The sequence below is a fragment of the Megalodesulfovibrio gigas DSM 1382 = ATCC 19364 genome (assembly GCF_000468495.1).
GTDB lineage: Bacteria > Desulfobacterota > Desulfovibrionia > Desulfovibrionales > Desulfovibrionaceae > Megalodesulfovibrio > Megalodesulfovibrio gigas.
Genome location: NC_022444.1, coordinates 1,103,468 through 1,118,126, shown reverse-complemented (window position 1 = coordinate 1,118,126; position 14,659 = coordinate 1,103,468). Strand labels below are relative to the sequence as shown.

Sequence of the window (14,659 nt, the reverse complement as noted above, 5' to 3'; positions counted from 1 at the left end):
GACGACTCCTTCGCGTCTGGGCCGATCAGGCCGTGGCCTCGGCCGGTACGGCGACCGGTGCGGTGAGGGCGGGTGCGGGGTCCACGCTCAGCATGTCCAGACCCACTTCCTTTTCGCTCATGCCCAGGGCCAGGCCCAGGAGCTGGGTGAAGTAGAAGACGGGTGTGCGGTGCCGGGTGCGGTTGGCCGAGTTGATCTGGCCCTGCCGCAAGTCCAGGTTCATCTGGCACAGCGGGCAGGCGGTGACCATGGCATTGGCGCCACGATCCGCCGCGGTGTCCAGCAGTTTGCCGGAAAGCTTCATCACGATGTCGTTGCGGGCCACGCCATAGGAGGCGCCGCAGCATTCCACCTTGAGGGGAAACTGCACCACATTCGCGCCGATGGCTTCCATCAGCTCGTCCATGGCCACGGGGTGTTCGTGGTGGTCGAACTGCATGATGTGCGGCGGCCGGTTCATGATGCAGCCGTAGTACGGCGCCAGCTTGAGGCTGGAGAGGGGGCGCACCACGCGGGCCTTGATGGCCGCCGGGCCCACATCCTCATAAATGGCCTGCAGCACGCTCTTGACGGGCAGCACCGTATTGATGGGCCGGTCCAGCAGCTTGTTCACCTCGGCGCGGAAGGCCGGCTCGTGCAGGTGGTGCGCGGCATTCTTGAGGTTGGTCAGGCAGCTGGGGCAGGGAGTGATGACGCCGGCCATGTCGCCCATGCGTTCGGCCTGGGCCAGGTTGCGGCCGGCCAGGGCGGAGGAGAGGCGATGGTCCACGGTGTGCGCGGGCGTGGAGCCGCAGCAGCTCCAGTCCGGAATCTCCTGCACCTCCAGGCCCAGGGCCTTGAGGACGGCGCGGGTGCTCTGCTCATATTCCTTGGACGATCCAAGGCCCGAGCAGCCGGGATAATAGGCGTACACCTTAGCGGGCATGGCTCGCCTCCTGGGTGGATTGCGGGCCGAACTCCTTTTCGAAGCGTTCGAAAATGCGGGCCACTTCGTCCTTGCCTTGGATGTCGTGCGGCCTGAAGTGGAGTTTGCCCTTGGGAAGAATCTTGGGGCCGAGGTCCACATCGGACCAGAAGCGGCCAGTTTTCATCACGTACTCGGCCACGGTGCCCATCTCGAACACGCGGCCGTGCTTGCGCACGGAGGCCAGGAAGCTGTCCCAGAATGTGCGCACAGGCCGCTGTGCCTTGGCAAAACCCTTGCGCCGCGCCATGTGCCGCAAGGTGTCCATGATCTGCGCCACTTCGATGTTGTTGGGGCAGCGGGTGGTGCAGCTCTGGCAGGAGGCGCACAGCCAGATGGAATTGCAGGAGAGCACAGTTTCCTTCTGGCCGGCCTGCAGCAGCCGCATGACCTGACTGACCGGGATGTCGTACACGAAGGTGTACGGACAGCCGGCAGTGCAGTTGCCGCACTGGTAACAGGTGGCGAGCACCTGGCCGGTGGCGGCTTCCACCTCGTGGACGAACTCCGCGTCGTACGATTGGGTGAGATTGACAGTGTTCATGATTCGGAAAACCACCTTGGCGCCGAAAGGGCCTCGCCTTCCGGGTAGAGCATGTAGCATGCGTCGCGCGATCTTGGCCCTGGGCATACTGGCGTTTGTTTTTCCCAGCAGCCAGCAGGTGTCAAGGGGGCGTTTGAGGGGCGGCATGTTGATGCTGGCTGTGGCCCCGGCGAAAATCCCATGTAAAAAGGGGAAGTATCATCTGCAAGGGGGACTTCCATGCGCTGGAACATTCTTGTTAAATTTTTCACATGGGCGTGTTTTTATGTGTCCCGGAGGGGGGCCCGAAGGCCCCCGTCCGGGACATGTGGAGGAGAGACGGCAAGTGCTACAGGGCAGACTCGTAAATGGCAGCAACATCCTTGTCGGTCGGGCAGCGGGGGTTGGTGAAGCCGCAGGCGTCCTTTTGGGCGTTTGCGGTCATGGTGGGGATGTCGGCCGCTTTCACGTCCTTGCCATAACGCTTGCCGAGCTCAATGAGCCCAGCGGGGATGCCGACGTCGGTGGACAGCTTCTTGATGCCGTCCAGAGCGAGTTCGGCGGCAGCGCGAGGAGACAGACCAGCCGTGTTTTCGCCCATGATCTGGGCCATCTTCACGAAGCGATCCATCTTGGCGATGAGGTTGAACTTTTCCACATGGGGCAGCAGGATGGCGTTGCATTCGCCGTGGGGCAGGTCGTAGAAGCCGCCCAGCTGGTGAGCCATGGCGTGCACGTGGCCCAGGGAGGCGTTGTTGAACGCCATGCCGGCCAGGTACTGCGCGAAGCACATGCCTTCGCGGGCTTCGATGTCCTGGCCGTTGGCCACGGCGGGACGCAGGTATTTGAAGATCAGTTCGATGGCCTTTTCGGCGCAGGCGTCAGTCATGGGGTTGGCGATGATGGAAACATAGGCTTCCACGGCGTGGGTCAGGGCGTCCATGCCGGTGGCGGCGGTCAGGGCCGGGGGCATGCCAACCATCAGCATTGGGTCGTCCACGGCGATGCCGGGGGTCACGCGCCAGTCAACGATGGCCATCTTCACTTTGCGGGACAGGTCGGTGATGATGCAGAAGCGGGTCATTTCGGAGGCGGTGCCGGCGGTGGTGTTCACAGCCACATAAGGCATCATGGGCTTGGTGGACTTGTTCACGCCTTCGTAGTCGTGGATTTTGCCGCCGTTGGAGACGACCAGGCCCACGCCCTTGCCGCAGTCGTGAGAGGAACCGCCGCCCAGGGTGATCAGGCTGTCGCAGCCGTTCTTCTTGTAAACTTCCACACCCTTATGGACGTTTTCGTCGGTGGGGTTGGGGATGGTTTCGTCGTACACCACGTATTCCATCTTGGCAGCGTCGAGCAGGTCGGTGACCTGTTTCAGCACGCCAGACTTCACGATGCCTTTGTCGGTCACGAGCAGGGGCTTGGAGCCGCCCAGCTCACGGATCTTGGCGGGGATTTCCTTGGAGGCGCCGATGCCGATGAGGGTCACGCTGGGAATGAAGAAACCATACACTTGTTCGCGAACAGCCATGACATACGCTCCTGATTGGTTTGATGGTATCACCAGAGGGGATGTGCTCCCCTGTACATCGCTCATGTCAGTCGCGGCCTATAAGGCAAGGAGCGTGCCAGAAAATATTGATCGATATTCAAGTTGTATACTCAATCAATATTTTCGAGCCCCGCAAAGACGTGCCACCTTGGCTGTATCGCATGGGGGCAAATTGATCCACATCAAGTCGCAAATGCGCGTTTTGTTGATGTAAATCAATTTGTTGTGGTGGTGTGTCGATGTGACACAGGGAAAAGGGCCAGATGGGTCAGAACAGGCCCAGTCCTGATTTCCTGGAATGTGGGCATGCTGTAAAAAACGTACCCGGCCGGAAAGATGGACAGTTTGTCATCTTTCCGGCCGGGTAGGGGGGGCGGGGGGGAGTGGGCTACTCTTCCAGCCGGTATTTTTCCAGCTTGCGGTACAGCGTCTTGCGACCGATGCCCAGGGCCTGGGCGGCCTTGACCCGGTTGCCGTCATGGAAGGAGAGTACCCGGGCGATGTGGTTGCGCTCCATGGTGTCCAGGGTGAGGGCGCCGGCGGCAGGGGCGTCTGCATTGTCGTCGCAGGCGTGGGATTTTTCCACCAGTTCCCGCGGCAGGGCCCGTTCCGTGATGATGCCGTTTTCCGAGAGGATGATGCTGCGCTCGATGACGTTGCGCAGCTCGCGCACGTTGCCGGGCCAGTCGTACTGCAGCAGGCATTGCATGGCTTTGTCTGCAATGGTGCAGGCCCCGGGCGCGCTGCACAGCCGGCCCAGGAAGTGTTCCACCAGCAGGGGGATGTCTTCCTTGCGTTCGCACAGGGGCGGGATGTGGATGTTGAAGACGTTGATGCGGTGGAACAGCGCCTCGTGAAAGCGGTTGGCCGCCGCCTCCTGGGCCAGGTTGCGGTTGGTGGCGAAGAGGAAGCGGATGTTGGCCTGGCGCTCCTCGTTTTCGCCCATGCGCCGGTAGGTCTTGTCTTCCAGCACGCGCAGCAGGGAGGCCTGCACGTCCATGGGCAGCTCGCCGATTTCGTCCAGGAACAGGGTGCCGCGATGGGCAAAGGCCATCAGCCCGTCCTTGGTCTCGGTGGCGCCGGTGTAGGCGCCTTTCACGTGGCCAAAGAGCTCGCTGCGCACCAGATCGCGCTGGAGCATGGCGCAGTTCTTGATAATCAGGGGATGGCTGGCCCGCTTGCTGCGGGCATGGATGGCATGGGCCACCACATCCTTGCCGGCGCCGGATTCGCCGGTGATGAGCACCGGGGCTTCTGCAGGCGCGACTTTTTCGATGAGAAAGTGCAGGTGCTTGATGCAGGAGGACTTGCCCACCAGCCGGCTGGGCGGCTGGCTGGCCTCCTGGGAATGTTTGAGGGAGCGGTTTTCGCGCTGCAGTTGCACGCGCTGCCAGGCCTTGTCCAGCACCAGATCCAGGCGGTCCAGCTTGAAGGGTTTGGCGATGTAGTCGTACACGCCCAGGCGCATGGCTTCCACGGCGCTGTCGATGGCGCCGTGGCCGGTGATGAGGATGCTTTCCGCATCCGGGGCAATGCCTTTGGCTTCCACGAAGAGATCAAGGCCGTCGCCGTCGGGCAGGCGCACATCCAGCACCAGCACATCGTAGGCGGTTTTCTTCATGCGTTCGCGGGCCTGGCGGGCCGAGGTGGCAGTATGGATGACGCGGTCTTCCCGGGCCAGTTCCTTTTCCAGCAACTTGAGGATGGAGGGCTCGTCGTCCACCACCAGTACATGATACGGGCTAGGCATGACAGTGCTCCTTGGCGTCCACATCCTGCTGCATGAGGGGCAGGGTGACGAAGAAGATGGATCCCTTGCCCGGTTCGCTGACCACGGTGATTTCTCCCTGGTGTTCCTGGACGATGGCGTAGCAGGTGGAAAGCCCGATGCCGATGCCCTTGCCCACTGGTTTGGTGGTGTAGAAGGGATCGAAGAGCTTGTCGCAGTTGCCGGAGGGGATGCCGCAGCCTGTGTCTTCCACGGCCAGCACCACGGCGTCTTCTCCCTTGCGGAAGGTGCGCACGGTGATGCAGCCCTGGCGGCCCGTGGCCTCAATGGCGTCCGTGGCGTTGGTGAGCAGGTTGAGCAGCACCTGTTTGATCTGGCTTTCGTCGCCCTCGATGGCCGGCAGGTCCGGATCCAGGTGTTCCACCACGTTCACCCCGCGTTTTTTGCGCAGGTGATATTGCAGCAGGCGCAGGGTTTCCACCACCACGGCGTTCAGGTGCACCACGCCCTGGCGGTTGGAGAGGGGATGCCCGAAGTTGAGCAGGGCGCGGACAATATCCCGGCAGCGGCGGCACTCCTTGAGGATGGTTTCCGTGTATTCGCGGAAATCCTGGCGCATGCCGGGGTCCATGAGGTGTTCCACGCGGGAAAGCCGGCGCTGGATGCCCTCGGCATAGCCGGAGATGGCCATCAGCGGGTTGTTCACCTCGTGGGCCACGCCCGTGGCCAGCACGCCGATGGTGGCCAGCTTTTCCGCCTGGTAGTATTTGGCCTGGTATTCCTTTTCCATGGTCACATCGCGCTTGAAGATGAGCACCCGGTGCTGGGGCCAGTCCGGGTTCTTCAGGGGCGAGGCCACCATCTCGAACTGCATGGTCCGGCCGTCTATCTTGAAAGAAGCCGTCTCCTTGCACACGCTGTTGGTGGAGAGGGAGCGGAAGGCCGGGCACTCGGGGCAGGGCTCGTCCTCGTTGCGGAAGAGCTCGTAGCAGTAGCGGCCCACGGCGGTCTGCTCGTTGGGGTAGGAAAAGAGATTGGTGAAGACATGGTTTACGGAGATGATGCGCATGTCTTCGGAAAGCACCATCATCACGTCGGTGATGCCGTCCAGGATGGCGGTGATCTCCTGGCGCTGGTTCTCGGATTCCGTGTTGGCGGTTTTGAGCTCTTCCACCTTGCGCTGCACTTCCTGGAAGAAGTCCAGCTTGGTGTGCTCGATGCCGATGAGATCGGCCATGCTGGTGGGACGGGACGCGGGCGTTTTCACCAGGCCTCCTCGCAAATGTCGCGCAAATCTTCCCAGCTGGCGTGGCGCGGGTTGGTCAGTTGGCAGGCGTCCTGGGTGGCTGTCTGGCAGATGGATTCCAGGTACGCCTTGTCCAGCAGCACTTCGCGCAGCGAGGTGATGACGTTGAGCTGCTGGAAGAGTTTTTCCAGGGCATCGATGCCGGCCACGGCCGTGCGCTGGGGCGTGACTTCGTCCCGGCCGAGGATCTGGCTGCCGATGCGGGCCATCTTGTCCATGCAGGACGGCAGGTTGAATCGCATCACCGAGGGCAGCAGGATGGGATGCACCATGCCGTGCAGCACATCGTAAATGCCGCCCAGGGAGTGGGCCAGGGAGTGCAGAATGCCCAGCCCGGCGTTGGAAAAGCTCATGCCTGCCGCCGTGCTGGCGATGGAGAGCTGATGCAGGGCGTGGGGATCCTTGTTCTGGGCGGCAGGCAGGATGTTGGCCATGAACAGCTCGATGGCCCGCAACGCCTGGATTTCCGTGAACGGGGACGACAGGGGCGAAAGGTAGCTCTCCACGGCGTGGGCCAGGGCGTCGATGGCCGAGGCGATGATCAGCCCCTGGCTTTTGGTGAGCAGGATTTCCGGATCGATGACGGAAATGTTGGGCACCATGGTCCGGCTGATGATGCTCATCTTCACCTGGCGTTCCACGTCGGTGATGATGCAGAACTGGGAGATGTCGGACCCGCTGCCGGCTGTGGAGGGGATGAAAATCATGGGGGGCAGGGGCTTTTCCACGCGGTTGGCCCCTTCATAATCGCTGATGCGGCCGCCGTTGCCCACAATGAGCCCGATGCCCTTGGCCGCATCCATGGGGCTGCCGCCGCCCAGGGCAATGATGACGTCCGCCTTCTCGCGCACGTAGATCTCCGCGCCCTCGTGTACCTGATAATCGCGGGGATTGGAGTTTACATTATCATAGAAGATGCAGTCCAGGTGGTCGTCGTCCAGAATCTCCAGCACCCGATCCACCCAGCCCGAGGCGGCGAGTCCCTGGTCGCTGACGAAAAACACGCGCCGCGCGCCGAGCCGCCGGGCGCAGGAACCCAGGTGCGTCAACGAACCGCTGCCGAAGATGATATCGGGTATTGCAAATTTGGTGATGACCATCGAATCATGGCGCTCCTTGCAAGACGCCCGCTGCCGTTCGCGCCTCACGAATACTGTCATAAGGGTGGAAGCCAGCTTGCGCAAGAGGCCGGTACGGGCCACGCCGGGAGGAGGATTCTCCTTGACGCCTGTCCGGGCAATGGAAAGAGTGGCATCTGCCAGCGGCAGGCAGCTCCAAGACGGAGCCCCGCCCGCCCGAGTGCAGGAGTACCCATGCGAGTTGTACAGTTCTTCCGGCGTCGTCACAGCCCCTGCGCCGGCCGCTGCCATCGGGAGGGCCTTCTCCCTGTGGTGCGCGGCAGGTGTTCTGTGGGCGCAGTGCTGCTGCGGCACGTCTGACCGGCTCCCCAGCGCCGGCCTGCGTGGGATGCGGCTGGTGCTGCCTGGATAATCCCTGTGAGGAATCGCATCGCAAATACGGCTACCTGCCGCGCTGCCCGGAACTCGTCTGGGACGCAGCCGCCGGGCGGTACTGGTGCGCCCTCATGCAACACCGCTTCGCGGGTCAGGCCACCAAAGACGCCCTGTTCGCCGGCGAAGGCTGCTGCGCCCGGCACAATCCCTGGCGCACGGCGGTGCGTTGGCGGGGATGAGGGCAGTTCCCGCCAGCCCAGACACGCCAGCCCAGACACGCCAGCCCAGGCACGCCAGCCCAGGCACGCCAGCCCAGGCACGCCAGCCCAGGCACGCCGGGCCAGGTCAGGCGGGCGAGAAATTTCGTCTACACCACTCGCTACGTCCGCGAGGCGCTGAAATCGCATTGCAGCCCGTGTTGCAGCGCGGCAAGCCCCTGCTGCACGGCCTCGCGGAGCTGCCGGATGTCTTCCAGGGTGAAATGTCGTTCCATATCGATGGAACTCACTGTTTTGCGCCGTTTTGAATGCAGGTTGTGCAGGATTCGCAGCAGCCACTCCTCGGGAAGATCCTCCAGGCGCTGCCACACCTTGCCCAGCAATTCAACGGCAAACACCTGGACGCGTCGGTCGAGAAAAAAGCCCGGGAAGTAGATGGGCGAGTCTTCGCTGTCTTCGACCATGCGGTAGTCGTTGGCCAGCTCCAGGGCGGTGGCAGTGCACTCCTCAATGAATTTGAAATCCGAGCCAAACAGCACGGGCAGGGACTGGAACGGGTCCACCCCGTTCACCGTGCCCCTGATGCAGATCAGAAAGTAGCGCATCAGCGGGCGCGGGATGATGCCAGGGGTAAACTCCCGACGCGCCAGCGTATCTTCCTCGCTGCCTTCCGCATGGATCAGGCGTCTTCCCCCTGGCGCCTCAAAGATGAAGTGGACCAGGATGCGGCCAAGGATGTCCCCGCCCTTGTCCTGGGCGTTGAGGAAGTTTTCCAGGGTCTCCTGGACCAGATGCATGCATTCCTGGTTGATCGCAAAACTTTCGGCGCCGAATTCCTTCATGGCCAGCTGGATGCTTTCGAGGACGCGGGCACTGTCCATTCCCTGGGCAACGAGTTGCTTGCGTAGCACGTTAGCAAATGAAAATAACAGCTTACGGCATTCACAATGGGATATCTTGGACAGATTGTGCGTGATGGCCGGGCTTTTGAGAGAAATCTCCTTGTGTGCCATGTCCTCTCCGTCGAGATGATTGCGTGGATGGAACCTGCTCGATCATCAGATACGTCGAAGGGGACATGATATGCAAGTGCCTGCGATGCGTGCCAAAATCTGTCCGTCGGCCAGCCCCGCATCAGGTTCGGGATCTGGGTTCGGCTGCTGGGGCAAGAACGTTGCAAGGGGGAACTCCCTTGCCCGGTGTTTACCCCCTGCCAAGCCTTTGATAGTATTTTGAAATTGCTATAAAAAGTCTTTGGAAAGGGGGTTCGGGGGAAGACTCTTTCTCCAGAAAGGTTTTCCCCCGAGAACTCCTTTCAAAGAGAACCTGCCCTATTCCACCGGCATGAACACCGCCGTGAGCAGTTGTTCCGGCGGCGTGGTGCGCGGGTCGTTCAGGCACTGCTCCATGCACGGGGCCATGCGGAAGGTCAGTCCCTGGGCCGCGGCGCCGGCCATCAGCGCGGCATAGGCCTCGGGCAGCTTGTCGTAGGGGCCCTGGTGCACCCCGGTGGCAAAGCGGCCGCCGGCCAGGGTCTGCAGCACCACGGGCGGCGTTACCGTCGTGCCTTCGGGCACGGTCAGGCAGGCGTCATAGCGCAGCTGGTCCTGTGGCACGACTTCAGGATTGTCATATGAAACACCAAGATACAGCGCATCCGGTCCGGCGGCATTGGCCGGCATGGCCCAGGCCATGAGGGTCATCCAGGCTGTTTCCGCCTGTTGATAGGGGCCCACGTGGCGCACGCTGGCCACCAGGCGTTCGGGAAGTTCCACAACGGTCACGTCCATGGCTCTACTCCTTGTCTTGAGAATGACGTCCCGATGACGAGGATTAGCAAGTTTTCAGAAACTGTGCATGACGGTTTCGCCCCTTGCCTGCCGGGGGAGAACGGGCGTATAGAGCCGTCCTGCCACGTCAACCATTGGAGCATCACCATGGCAACTGCCTCTCGCATCACGATGCTGGGCTGTCTGTGCGCCGCGCTGGCCTGCGGCCTCCTGACACGCCCGGCCGCTGCCCAGGAGTGGGCGCCCTTTGGCATGAGCCAGACCGGGGACGCCATCACCCTGGACCGCCGCAGCATCCTCAAGCAGGGCGGCAACGCCGCCTTCACCATGCGGGTGGACTTCAACACCCCGGCCGATGTCAACGGCAAGGAAGCCCGCAGCCTGACCACGCGCATCGAAATCAATTGCGCCAAAAGCACCTTCCGTCGGGCGGAGGAAAAGTTCCTGGACGCCGCCGGCACCGCTGTTTCCACCACCAGCGGGGCGGACTGGACGGCCATCCCCAGCACCAGCTTCGGGGCTGCCTTGCGGAATTTCTGCAAGTAATGCGCGGGGGAACTCTTTGTCAGACGGAGAGTTCCTCTGCCCGCGCCAATTCCTCCCTTTCCTCTTCCACGCCGCCGGCCGGTTTCCGGGCAGCCCTGCCGCAGGCCGCATCCGCCATGGCCGGCAGCGCTGCCTGCTCGTAGTGCGGCGCGTTGAACGTGCCGCCGCGGCCGTCGCGCTCCAGCGACAGACGCTCGAATTCCGCACCCCAATCCCGCAGGGCCAGCAGGATGGGCATGAGCGTTTTGCCCTGGTCCGTCAGCCAGTATTCCACGCGTGGCGGCACCTCCCTGTACACCTCACGATGCACCAGGCCGTCCGTGGCCAGCTCCTTGAGCTGACGCGACAGCATGCGCTCGGTGACGCCCGGCATGCTCCGCCGCAGGTCGCTGAAGCGTTGCACCCCGCAAATGCCCAGGTGATACAGGATGATGGGCTTCCACTTGCCGCCGATGACGTCCAGGGTCAGCTCGAAAAAGCAGCGATACCGCCGGCCGTTGAGTTCTTTTTCGCAACAGGGCGCAGCCATGCGCGGCCTCCTTACTATACTCTATGATAGTACATGACATTAAAGTGTGTACTTGCGAACAATGCGTGCAATAGGCATAGTCCGGGCACGGATCTTCCGTCAACCATGCATGCACGATTTTCCAAGGAGGAACGCCATGCGCGCTCTCGCCATCAACGGCAGCCCCCGCAAGGGGGGCAACACGGAACTGCTGCTCAAGGCCGTGCTGGTCCCGCTGGAGGCCGCCGGCTGGGAGACCGAGCTTGTCCGCGTGGGCGGCCAGCCCATCCGCGGCTGCATCGCCTGCGGCAAGTGTTTTGAAAATCAGGATAACCGCTGTTCCGTGAAGACGGACATGTTCAACGAGGTCATGGACAAGATGGTGGCCGCGGACGCCCTGATCCTCGGGTCGCCCACCTATTTTACGGATGTGACGGCAGAGCTGAAGGCCGTGCTGGACCGCTCGGGCTTTGTCTCTTTTGCCAACGGCGGGCTGTTCCGGGGCAAGATTGGCGCGGGGGTGGTGGCCGTGCGACGCGGCGGGGGGACGCACGTCTTCGACACCATCAACCATATGTTTCTGATGTCGCAGATGATCGTCCCCGGGTCCACGTACTGGAACCTCGGCTACGGCCTCAACCGCGGCGAGGCGGCCGGCGATGCCGAGGGCCTGCGCAACATGGAGCACCTGGGGCAGGCCATCGCCTGGCTGGGCAAGGCCACGGCGCCGTTCAAGGCGGACTATCCCGTGCCTGCGCCCATGCAGACCGAAGGGTAGTATTGCGCCTGCAAAGTTGGTATTCTTGCACAGTGCACCCCGCAGGGCATGCGCAGGGCGGTCCTGCGGGGTGTGCGCTATGGTCTTGAGTATGGTTGACGACGCAAGGCTGGTCGTGGACCGCACCCGCTACGCCAAATCTGGAGGTGTTCATGGCCAAGGCTGTGCTGGTCAGCGATTTTGATGGCACCATGACCGCCAACGACTTTTACAAACTCGCCGTGCAGCGCCTGCTGCCTTCGGACGCCCTTGCGCCCTGGGAAGAGTACCGCGCCGGCGCCATTACACATTTCACGGCGTTGCAGCGCATCTTCGGCCGGCTGCGCGCCACCCCGGAGGTCTTGCAGGCCCTTGTGCAGGACATGCAGCCAGACCCCGGTCTGGCCCGGGCTGTGGCCGATCTGCGTCAGGCTGGCTGGGAAATCGTGGTCGCGTCCGCCGGCTGCGATTGGTACATCAGGCAGGTGCTTGCACAAGTCGGCGTGGTGCTGGATGTGCATGCCAACCCGGGCGAGCATGTGCTTCCCGAAGGGTCCCTGCGCATGGACGCCCCGGAGGAGTCCCCGTTTTATTGTCTGGAAACCGGGGTGGACAAGGCGGCCATTGTGCGCTTTCATCAGGACCGTGGGGCCAGGGTCGCCTTTGCCGGCGATGGCTTTGCCGATCTGCCTGCCGCCCTGGCGGCTGCCCCTGGTCTGCGTTTTGCCCGTGCCGATCTGGCCGCCATCCTCGACAAGCGCCGCGAAGCCTATCGGCCGTTTGCCGTCTGGTCCGACATCGCCCGCGCCCTGCTTGCCGGGGAGGCCGCATCATGAACCGCGCCACACTCATTTCCGTGCCCGGACTGGTGCGCATCAAGCCCGGCGCGTTGCAACGGCTGGGGCTTTACCTGCAGCGCGGGGGCCATGGCAGGGTGCTCGTGCTGGCCAGCCAGGGATTGCCTGCTGCGGTGCTGCAGGCCGTGGAGACCTCCCTGGAAGCCGAACAGGTGGAAATCGCCGGCTGGGTGGAGGTGCAGGACAATTCCTTTGAAGATGCCGCCCACCATTTTGCCCACCTGCCGCCCAAGGTTGCGGCCATTGTGGGAGTTGGCGGCGGCAAGGCCCTGGACATGGCGAAGTACCTGGCCTTTCTGGCCCGCCTGCCCTATTACGCCGTGCCTACCTCCCTTTCGAACGACGGCTTTTGCAGTCCCCAGGCCAGCCTGACCATGGCCGGAAGGCGTCGTTCCCTGGCAGCAGCCTTGCCGCAGGGAGTGGTCATTGATGTTGATGTCTGCCTTGCGGCTCCCCGGCTGTTCTGGCTTTCCGGCGTCGGCGACCTGGCTTCCAAGCTCACGGCGGTTTTTGACTGGAAGCTGGCCTTCCACAATGTCCGCGAGCCGGTGGATGACCTTGCGGCCCTCCTCTCGGACGCCACGGTGCATCAGTTTCTGGGCAGGCCCCTTTTCGATACCCAGGGAATGACCCTGTTGGGAACCGCCCTCATGCTCAACGGCATTGCCATGGAAATTTGCGGCTCCTCGCGTCCTGCAAGCGGCAGCGAACACCTGGTCTCCCACGCGCTGGATGCCATCAGCACCCGTCCCCGTCTGCACGGGCTGCAGGTCGGCCTGGCGACCTACCTTATGAGCAGGCTGCAAGCGCCGCTGGCCAGAAGTACGGAAGTCCCCGAGATCCTGGAGCAGCTATTCCGGGAAACCGGATTCTGGGACGCCATCCGCGCGGACCCGTTCAACAGGGACGAATGGCTGGAGGCGCTCCGCATGGCGCCGAACATGAAGGAAGGCTTCTTCACCGTGTTGTCCATGCCGGGCTCTTTTGAGCAACTGGCGCGCATCCTTCAGGAAGAGACCGTGCTTGCCGGTTGCTTTGCCTAGGGCACGTTGCTTTTGAAAAGAACTCTCGAGGGAAACCCTTTCTGACGAAAGATTCTTCCGCCCTTCAAGGGCTGGCCTCCTCTCCAAAGATTTTTTATTGTGANGAGAACCTTTTGCAAAAGGTTTCCCCTCTCGCAATGTCCTTTTTCAAAAGTAAAATGCTCTAAAACGCGGCGTCCAACAGCGGCAGGGTCGTTTCCGCGGTGCGGGCCAGGGAGGGGATCAGGCTGGGGAGATTTTCCATCCAGCCCACCATCCCCGCGCCGGCGGTGGTGGCGGCCAGGGGGTTGGCGCTGCGCAGTCGCGCATTGAGCCGGCGCAGCCGGTGCAGCACCCGGCCCTTGAACCCGCACCAGACGTGGGCATCCTGCACCGCCTGGTGCACCGCGCCCCATCTGTACTTGTACGGCTCGCCGCCTTCCATGAAATGATAGTGCGATGCGTGGGGCAGCAGCCCCTCAAGGATATGATACAGATGGTAGGTGCCGGCCTGGCACTCCAGCCCCTCGGGGCTGATGCCGGCGTGCAACGCGAAGTATTGCCGGCCAATCTGCACGCCGTATTCGAAGGAATGCGCTTCGCCATCCAGCAGCAACTTGGAAATGCGCAGCATCCCTTTTTCTGCCAGCCGGTGGCTGAGGAGGTGGTAAAAGTCCCGGACGTCGGCCCGGGCAAATTCGCCGCGCCGGCCCTGGAGATTCCAGCGGCGGGTGTGCACTTCGATGAGGCGGTCCAGGTCGCGGTCGATGTCTTCCCTGGCGATGACCGGGATGAATTCCACGGCGTGAAGCCGGGGCGCCATCTTGAGATTCTTGCGGAACAGCATGCTGCGGAACACGGGATCCATGCCGGCAATCAAGGCATCCATGGTGTCCGGCAGCGGCAGCACCGGGCTGGCCACGCCGGAATGAGTCTCGATCAACGTGCCCGGCCAGGTGCCTTGCTGCCGCAGGGCGGAGTGCAGGCTGGCCTGGGGCAGCATGCGTTCCAGCCGCAGGCGGTCCCAGGGAACAGTGTCATTGAGGGCCAGTAGCAGGGCCTGGGCTGCGCGGGGCGCGGCGTCGGGCGCCAGGAGCATGTCCATGTACATGCCGCCCACGCCCTTGATGCCCAGGAACCGGACCTCTTCATACACCGGCACCGGGCCGAGGCGTCGTCTGGCGTGGCACAGCGGCAGGCCGCCCACGAGCCGGTCGCCTTCCCAGGCTGTGAGGATCATGGGGGAGACGTCTGCCCCGAAGACTTCCATCCAGGCAAGGATCCAGCCGGACAACAACATGGGCGAGGGTTGCGGCGCGGCCAGCACAAGGCGGTCCCAGGCATCGGCCAGGGGTGGAAACTGGGAAACGTCTTGGATACATTGCACGCGCACCATGCCGGCGGCCTCCGGGCACTTGGGGTCGTTTGAGCGG

Annotated in this window: 15 protein-coding genes; 5 read left to right on the top strand and 10 right to left on the bottom strand. The window is 62.8% G+C overall.

Features of this window, described 5'->3' with window-relative positions; translation table 11 throughout:
• Nucleotides 1-25: 25 nt before the first annotated feature.
• The 6 genes from DGI_RS05005 to DGI_RS04980 all read right to left on the bottom strand — a co-directional run bounded on the left by DGI_RS05005 (nt 26) and on the right by DGI_RS04980 (nt 7,174).
• Nucleotides 26-925 (bottom strand): CoB--CoM heterodisulfide reductase iron-sulfur subunit B family protein, encoded by a 900-nt coding sequence (locus DGI_RS05005; RefSeq protein WP_021759662.1) that lies wholly within the window; start codon nt 923-925, stop codon nt 26-28.
• Entirely contained in the window at nt 915-1,508 is a 594-nt protein-coding gene (locus DGI_RS05000) for a 4Fe-4S dicluster domain-containing protein (protein ID WP_021759661.1), read from the bottom strand. The genes DGI_RS05005 and DGI_RS05000 overlap by 11 nt, the downstream gene beginning before the upstream one ends.
• A 328-nt stretch (nt 1,509-1,836) precedes the next feature.
• Complete coding sequence (locus DGI_RS04995) at nt 1,837-3,018, bottom strand: iron-containing alcohol dehydrogenase (protein ID WP_021759659.1); 1,182 nt, start codon at nt 3,016-3,018, stop codon at nt 1,837-1,839.
• A gap of 409 nt (nt 3,019-3,427) precedes the next feature.
• The gene (locus DGI_RS04990; RefSeq protein WP_021759657.1) at nt 3,428-4,789 is read right to left on the bottom strand and encodes a sigma-54-dependent transcriptional regulator; all 1,362 of its coding nucleotides are present in this window, start codon (nt 4,787-4,789) and stop codon (nt 3,428-3,430) included.
• Nucleotides 4,782-6,005 (bottom strand): two-component system sensor histidine kinase NtrB, encoded by a 1,224-nt coding sequence (locus tag DGI_RS04985; protein WP_034607424.1) that lies wholly within the window; start codon nt 6,003-6,005, stop codon nt 4,782-4,784. Before DGI_RS04985 ends, DGI_RS04990 begins: the two co-directional genes overlap by 8 nt.
• A gap of 26 nt (nt 6,006-6,031) precedes the next feature.
• Nucleotides 6,032-7,174, bottom strand: coding sequence for an iron-containing alcohol dehydrogenase (locus tag DGI_RS04980; RefSeq protein WP_021759655.1), 1,143 nt, complete (start codon nt 7,172-7,174; stop codon nt 6,032-6,034).
• 302 nt (nt 7,175-7,476) lie between these two features.
• Here DGI_RS04980 and DGI_RS04975 point away from each other — a divergent pair, with 302 nt between their 5' ends.
• Nucleotides 7,477-7,767: a hypothetical protein gene (locus DGI_RS04975; protein WP_235619933.1), complete on the top strand. Its 291-nt coding sequence runs from the start codon at nt 7,477-7,479 to the stop codon at nt 7,765-7,767.
• A gap of 140 nt (nt 7,768-7,907) precedes the next feature.
• Here the strand turns inward: DGI_RS04975 and DGI_RS04970 are convergent, their stop codons facing one another.
• Together DGI_RS04970 and DGI_RS04965 are read right to left on the bottom strand one after the other, a co-directional pair.
• Entirely contained in the window at nt 7,908-8,627 is a 720-nt protein-coding gene (locus DGI_RS04970; protein WP_027193055.1) for a hypothetical protein, read from the bottom strand.
• 450 nt (nt 8,628-9,077) lie between these two features.
• A complete protein-coding gene (locus DGI_RS04965) occupies nt 9,078-9,536 on the bottom strand; it encodes an AraC family transcriptional regulator (RefSeq protein WP_021759652.1) in 459 nt (152 codons plus the stop codon).
• A 147-nt stretch (nt 9,537-9,683) separates the two neighbouring features.
• Between DGI_RS04965 and DGI_RS04960 the strand changes: the two genes are divergently transcribed.
• Complete coding sequence (locus DGI_RS04960; protein ID WP_144284121.1) at nt 9,684-10,082, top strand: surface-adhesin E family protein; 399 nt, start codon at nt 9,684-9,686, stop codon at nt 10,080-10,082.
• A gap of 19 nt (nt 10,083-10,101) precedes the next feature.
• Here DGI_RS04960 and DGI_RS04955 read toward each other — a convergent pair whose 3' ends face one another.
• Nucleotides 10,102-10,611 carry a winged helix-turn-helix transcriptional regulator gene (locus DGI_RS04955; RefSeq protein ID WP_081696819.1) on the bottom strand — a complete coding sequence of 170 codons (510 nt, stop codon included), beginning with the start codon at nt 10,609-10,611 and terminating at the stop codon, nt 10,102-10,104.
• Nucleotides 10,612-10,747: 136 nt separating this feature from the next.
• Here DGI_RS04955 and DGI_RS04950 point away from each other — a divergent pair, with 136 nt between their 5' ends.
• The 3 genes from DGI_RS04950 (at nt 10,748) to DGI_RS04940 (ending at nt 13,247) form a co-directional block, all read left to right on the top strand.
• The gene (locus DGI_RS04950; protein WP_021759649.1) at nt 10,748-11,368 is read left to right on the top strand and encodes a flavodoxin family protein; all 621 of its coding nucleotides are present in this window, start codon (nt 10,748-10,750) and stop codon (nt 11,366-11,368) included.
• Between the two features lie 152 nt (nt 11,369-11,520).
• Nucleotides 11,521-12,183, top strand: a complete 663-nt coding sequence (locus DGI_RS04945; RefSeq protein WP_021759648.1) for an HAD-IB family phosphatase — start codon at nt 11,521-11,523, stop codon at nt 12,181-12,183.
• The gene (locus tag DGI_RS04940; protein ID WP_021759647.1) at nt 12,180-13,247 is read left to right on the top strand and encodes an iron-containing alcohol dehydrogenase family protein; all 1,068 of its coding nucleotides are present in this window, start codon (nt 12,180-12,182) and stop codon (nt 13,245-13,247) included. The genes DGI_RS04945 and DGI_RS04940 overlap by 4 nt, the downstream gene beginning before the upstream one ends.
• Before the next feature lie 163 nt (nt 13,248-13,410).
• Here DGI_RS04940 and DGI_RS04935 read toward each other — a convergent pair whose 3' ends face one another.
• Nucleotides 13,411-14,622: a GNAT family N-acetyltransferase gene (locus DGI_RS04935; protein ID WP_027193053.1), complete on the bottom strand. Its 1,212-nt coding sequence runs from the start codon at nt 14,620-14,622 to the stop codon at nt 13,411-13,413.
• Between the last annotated feature and the right edge of the window lie 37 nt (nt 14,623-14,659).

Bases quoted from the DNA above. Each gene is read 5' to 3' on its own strand.
- DGI_RS04960 (WP_144284121.1), top strand. From the start codon at position 9,684: ATGGCAACTGCCTCTCGCATCACGATGCTGGGCTGTCTGTGCGCCGCG.
- DGI_RS04935 (WP_027193053.1), bottom strand. From the start codon at position 14,622: ATGGTGCGCGTGCAATGTATCCAAGACGTTTCCCAGTTTCCACCCCTG.
- DGI_RS04965 (WP_021759652.1), bottom strand. From the start codon at position 9,536: ATGGACGTGACCGTTGTGGAACTTCCCGAACGCCTGGTGGCCAGCGTG.
- DGI_RS04970 (WP_027193055.1), bottom strand. From the start codon at position 8,627: ATGGACAGTGCCCGCGTCCTCGAAAGCATCCAGCTGGCCATGAAGGAA.
- DGI_RS04940 (WP_021759647.1), top strand. From the start codon at position 12,180: ATGAACCGCGCCACACTCATTTCCGTGCCCGGACTGGTGCGCATCAAG.
- DGI_RS05000 (WP_021759661.1), bottom strand. From the start codon at position 1,508: ATGAACACTGTCAATCTCACCCAATCGTACGACGCGGAGTTCGTCCAC.
- DGI_RS04995 (WP_021759659.1), bottom strand. From the start codon at position 3,018: ATGGCTGTTCGCGAACAAGTGTATGGTTTCTTCATTCCCAGCGTGACC.
- DGI_RS04950 (WP_021759649.1), top strand. From the start codon at position 10,748: ATGCGCGCTCTCGCCATCAACGGCAGCCCCCGCAAGGGGGGCAACACG.
- DGI_RS04955 (WP_081696819.1), bottom strand. From the start codon at position 10,611: ATGGCTGCGCCCTGTTGCGAAAAAGAACTCAACGGCCGGCGGTATCGC.
- DGI_RS04945 (WP_021759648.1), top strand. From the start codon at position 11,521: ATGGCCAAGGCTGTGCTGGTCAGCGATTTTGATGGCACCATGACCGCC.
- DGI_RS04980 (WP_021759655.1), bottom strand. From the start codon at position 7,174: ATGGTCATCACCAAATTTGCAATACCCGATATCATCTTCGGCAGCGGT.
- DGI_RS04985 (WP_034607424.1), bottom strand. From the start codon at position 6,005: ATGGCCGATCTCATCGGCATCGAGCACACCAAGCTGGACTTCTTCCAG.
- DGI_RS05005 (WP_021759662.1), bottom strand. From the start codon at position 925: ATGCCCGCTAAGGTGTACGCCTATTATCCCGGCTGCTCGGGCCTTGGA.
- DGI_RS04990 (WP_021759657.1), bottom strand. From the start codon at position 4,789: ATGCCTAGCCCGTATCATGTACTGGTGGTGGACGACGAGCCCTCCATC.